The organism is Streptomyces albidochromogenes, assembly GCF_005981925.1.
In the GTDB taxonomy this organism is placed as follows: domain Bacteria; phylum Actinomycetota; class Actinomycetes; order Streptomycetales; family Streptomycetaceae; genus Streptomyces; species Streptomyces albidochromogenes.
Window position 1 is genome coordinate 1 of record NZ_VBVX01000454.1, and the last position, 3,931, is coordinate 3,931.

A 3,931-nucleotide genomic window follows, 5' to 3' on the forward strand; every position below is an offset into this window, starting at 1 on the left:
GGGTGTGGCCCGGTCCGTGGCCCGTCACGTCGTCGTGGGGGCCCGGGGCGCCCGGGGCGGGGCCGTCCGGGCCGAAGCCGGGCGGAAGCGGGCCGATCTGGTCGAACACCTCCACCGGCTCGTCCGCGGGCCCCGCATCGGGCAGCATCTCCACGGCCGCCGTCAGCGCCTTGCGCGCGCCCGTCGCCGTACGGAACCTGGCCTGCGGGTCGGGCTGCAGCATCGCGGCGACGACCTGCCACAGCGGCTCCGGAATGCCCTGCGGGGCGCCCGGTGTGCCGTACGTGGCGAAGTGCTCCACCAGGGCCTGGGCGTCCGGTTTCTGACCCTGCAGCAGGTACAGGGCGACCAGGCCGACGGCGAACAGGTCGGCCGGGAAGTCCGGCTCGGCGCCCGTCAGCTGCTCGGGCGCGAAATAGCCGGGCGTGCCCACCACGTAGTCGGTCTCGGTGAGCCGGGGCTCGCCCTTGCGCATCGAGATGCCGAAGTCGGACAGCCGCAGGTGCGGCCGCCCGGTGCCGGTGGCCTCCAGCAGGATGTTGGCCGGTTTGATGTCGCGGTGCACGACACCCTCGGCGTGGACGGCGGTCAGGCCGGCGAGGAGCTGGTCGAGCAGCGTGCACACGAAACGCGGCGGCAGCGGGCCGTAGTCCCCGATCAGGTGGGCCAGCGAGCCCCCGCTGACCAGATCCATGGTGAACAGCACCTTGTCGTCGTCGGCGGCCCAGCTGGCCGGGGCGAGGACATGGGGATGGTCGATCCGTACGGCCTGTTCGCGCACGAACCGCAGCAGCGTGTGCGCGTCGCTCTGCTGGAGCACCTTGGCCGCGACGTACCGGCGGCGCCGGTGGTCCCAGGCCCGCCAGACCGCGCCCACGCCGCCGCGTCCGATCGGGTCGACCAGCTCGTACCGCCCGGCGAAGATCTCACCCATGCGCTGTGCCCGCTCCCCGGTCCGCAGTGCTTCAGCTCTGGTGCGCCTCGTAGTGGGCGACCGCGTCGGCGGTGCGGCCCGCTCCGTACACCCGCAGGAATTCCGCCAGTTCGGGATGCGTGGGGGCGAGCGTGTCCGCCGCGTCCATGATGTCGCCGGCCGCCGCCACCGAGCGCAGCAGTGACTGGATCTCGCGCACCACGCGCCGCACGGTCGGCGCGCCCGAACTGGCCGTCGTCTGACTGGTGTTGCTGAGCACGGAACCGCCCTGGGACTTCTTGATCTCTTCCATCCGGTCGGTGGCCTCGGCAGCGCTGACGCTGCCGTCGGCGACCTGCCCGGCCAGGTCCTGCAAAGCCTGTACGCGCTGCACCACGGCCGGGTTTCCGATCTTCGCGCGCTGGCCGCTCATCAGCTGCGAGAGCATGGGCGCGGACAGGCCGAGCACCGCGGCAAGTCTGGCCTGATTCAGGCCCAGGTCGTCGATCAGCCGACGGAAGAGCGCCCCCAGCGGCTCCCCGTACCAACTGCGCTGAAGCTCTCTGGCTCTGGCCGTCGACTCCTGCTGCGCTGCGTCCATTGCGTCTCCCCTTCGCTGCTGCGAACCTCGCCGAGCATCTTACGGAGCGTGGTCGCGGACCGGGAGTCCCAATCCTTTTGCAGGATCGGGGGGGACACCCGGTACTCTGTTCTGCGGCGGTGGCCACGGCGCGGTCCGGCCGGTCGCCTCCACCCGTTCCCGGGGCCTTAGCTCAGTTGGTAGAGCGCTGCCTTTGCAAGGCAGATGTCAGGAGTTCGAATCTCCTAGGCTCCACAGCACAGATGCCCCTCTGGCCTGTTTCCACAGGTCACAGGGGCATCTTTCGTTTACGGCCGCCGGGCGTCACAGAGCGGCGTCGCGGGCGAGCAGCGCCGCCTGCACCCGGTTCTCGCAGCCCAGCTTCGCCAGGATCCGGCTGACGTACGTCTTCACCGTGGCCTCGCTCATGTGCAGCCGTCTGCCCGCGTCCGCGTTGGACAGGCCCTCGCCGAGCAGCGCGAGGACGTCACGCTCCCGCCCGCTCAGCGCCGTGACCAGGCGCCGCGCCTCCTCCGCGCGGGCCGGGGCCCGGCCCGAGGCCAGCTGCTCGACCACGTGCCGGGTCGCCCCCGGGGACAGATAGGCGTCCCCGGCCGCGGCGGCCCGTACCGCCCGGATCAGCTCGGCCGGCGCGGAATCCTTCAGCAGGAAGCCCGCGCCGCCGCTCTCCAGGGCCCGCAGCACGTTCTCGCGCTCCCCGAACGTCGTCAGGACGATCACGCGCGCCGACGGCACCGCCCTGCCCAGCTCGGCGAGGGCGGTCAGCCCGTCCATCACCGGCATCTGCAGGTCGAGCAGTACGACGTCCGGCGCGTGGACGCGCGCCAGCTCGACGGCCTCACGGCCGTTCGCCCCCTCCGCGACCACCTCGATGGCCCGGTCCGAGGTGAGGATCATGCGTATCCCCGCCCGGATGAGGGGCTCGTCGTCCGCGATCACAACCCTGATGTGCGGAACCGTCACACTCACTCCCACAGCTGCCGCTCATCTAGTGCACGACGTCGTACGACTTCTTCTCGATCAGCTTGCCGTCCCGGAAGCAGAAGCGGAACACCGGCTCCGCCGCCAGGCTCTCGCCGAACTCCGACGACGCGAGGACCAGGCACTCGGACCCCTCGGGCCGCGCGGGCCCCTTGTCCTTGAGGCCCGACGTCATGAAGGAATCACCGTTCGGCAGGCTCTCGCGGACCTCCTTCTCCGCCGTGCCGACCTTCACCGCCTCGTAGTCACCCGGCTCGATCATGCCCCGCTCCGCCGACCCGGCCAGGAAGAACAGCCCGAACCCGCCCGCCACCAGCAGCAGCACCAGGGCCCCCACCGCGATGCCGCAGCCCAGGACGACCCCGCTGCTCCTGCTCCCGCGCCCACCACTCATCGCCAGCTCCCTCTGCACAACGGTCCAGTCCATGACCTGACCACCGTTGCCGAGAGGGACCGCCTGCGACTGCTGCCGGAAGTCGTCCTCCACGTCGACCAAAGGCGCCGCGCCCGTACCCGGTGCCAGGCCGTCGGCGCCGTACGGCAGGACGCCCGCGACCCGGAAACCCCCGCCGTCGGTACGGCCCGCGTGCACCATGCCGCCGACCAGCCGGGCCCGCTCCCGCAGCCCGGTCAGGCCCTGCCCGCCGCTGACGACGTCGCCCGGGTCCGCCGGGGCCGGGCCGTTCGCGATCTCCACCACCAGCGAGTCCGGCTCGTACCGCAGCTCGACGGTGATCGCCGCGCCCGGTGCGTGCTTGTACGCGTTGGTCAGCGCCTCCTGCACGATCCTGTACGCCGCGTGGTCCGCGGCCGCCGCCAGCGGCCGCCGGCTGCCCGCGCACCGCAGCTCGACGGCGTTGCCGGCCGCCCGCGCCGCCGCGACCAGGCCCTCGATGCCCGCGGCGCCCCGCGCCGCCGGACGCGGGTCCTCGGCCGGCGGCAGGCCCGGGGCGGCGGCCGCGTCGTCGCGCTCCACCCCGTCCCGCAGGATCCCGACGACCTCGCGCAGCTCGTGCATCGCGGCCACCGAGGCGTCACGCAGGACGCCGACGCCCTCGCGCTGGCGCTCCGTCAGCGCCGGGTCGACCTCCAGGGCGCCCGTGTGCACGGAGATCAGCGCCAACTGGTGACCCAGGCTGTCGTGCATGTCCTGGGCGATCCGCTGCCGCTCGCGCAGCCGCGCCTGCCCGGCCACCATGGCGCGCTCGCGCAGCAGTTGGGCGTTGTGCTCCTGGAGGGCGTGCAGCAGGGTGCGCCGCTGCGTCCAGTAGCGGCTGGCCAGGCCGGGGACGACCGTCGTCGCGAGGAAGTACAGGGTGCTGAACATGATCAGCGACAGCGGGGAGAAGCGCGGCAGCTCGGAGGCCGCGCCGACGACGATGTTCAGGACGCACGACGCGGTGAACGCCGCCAGTACCTTCCCCGCCCCCGGGATC

4 protein-coding genes and 1 tRNA gene are annotated in these 3,931 nt (G+C 72.6%); 1 reads left to right on the forward strand and 4 read right to left on the reverse strand.

Translation table 11 applies throughout. The annotated features are described in order from the left end of the window. Positions 1 to 934: serine/threonine-protein kinase (locus tag E2E34_RS32250; RefSeq protein ID WP_138905390.1), on the reverse strand; the 934-nt coding region annotated here is incomplete at its 3' end. Between the two features lie 31 nt (positions 935 to 965). Beyond that, positions 966 to 1,514, reverse strand: coding sequence for a helix-turn-helix domain-containing protein (locus E2E34_RS32255; protein WP_138905391.1), 549 nt, complete (start codon positions 1,512 to 1,514; stop codon positions 966 to 968). Between the two features lie 161 nt (positions 1,515 to 1,675). Between E2E34_RS32255 and E2E34_RS32260 the strand changes: the two genes are divergently transcribed. Continuing rightward, positions 1,676 to 1,748, forward strand: a tRNA-Ala gene (locus E2E34_RS32260). Positions 1,749 to 1,817: 69 nt separating this feature from the next. On the opposite strand, the gene E2E34_RS32265 is transcribed toward E2E34_RS32260, so the two are convergent. Both E2E34_RS32265 and E2E34_RS32270 read right to left on the reverse strand, forming a co-directional pair. Further along, the gene (locus E2E34_RS32265) at positions 1,818 to 2,477 is read right to left on the reverse strand and encodes a response regulator (RefSeq protein WP_138905392.1); all 660 of its coding nucleotides are present in this window, start codon (positions 2,475 to 2,477) and stop codon (positions 1,818 to 1,820) included. A 25-nt stretch (positions 2,478 to 2,502) separates the two neighbouring features. Continuing rightward, positions 2,503 to 3,931 (reverse strand): sensor histidine kinase (locus E2E34_RS32270; protein WP_138905393.1); only part of this gene is annotated, 1,429 nt, incomplete at its 5' end.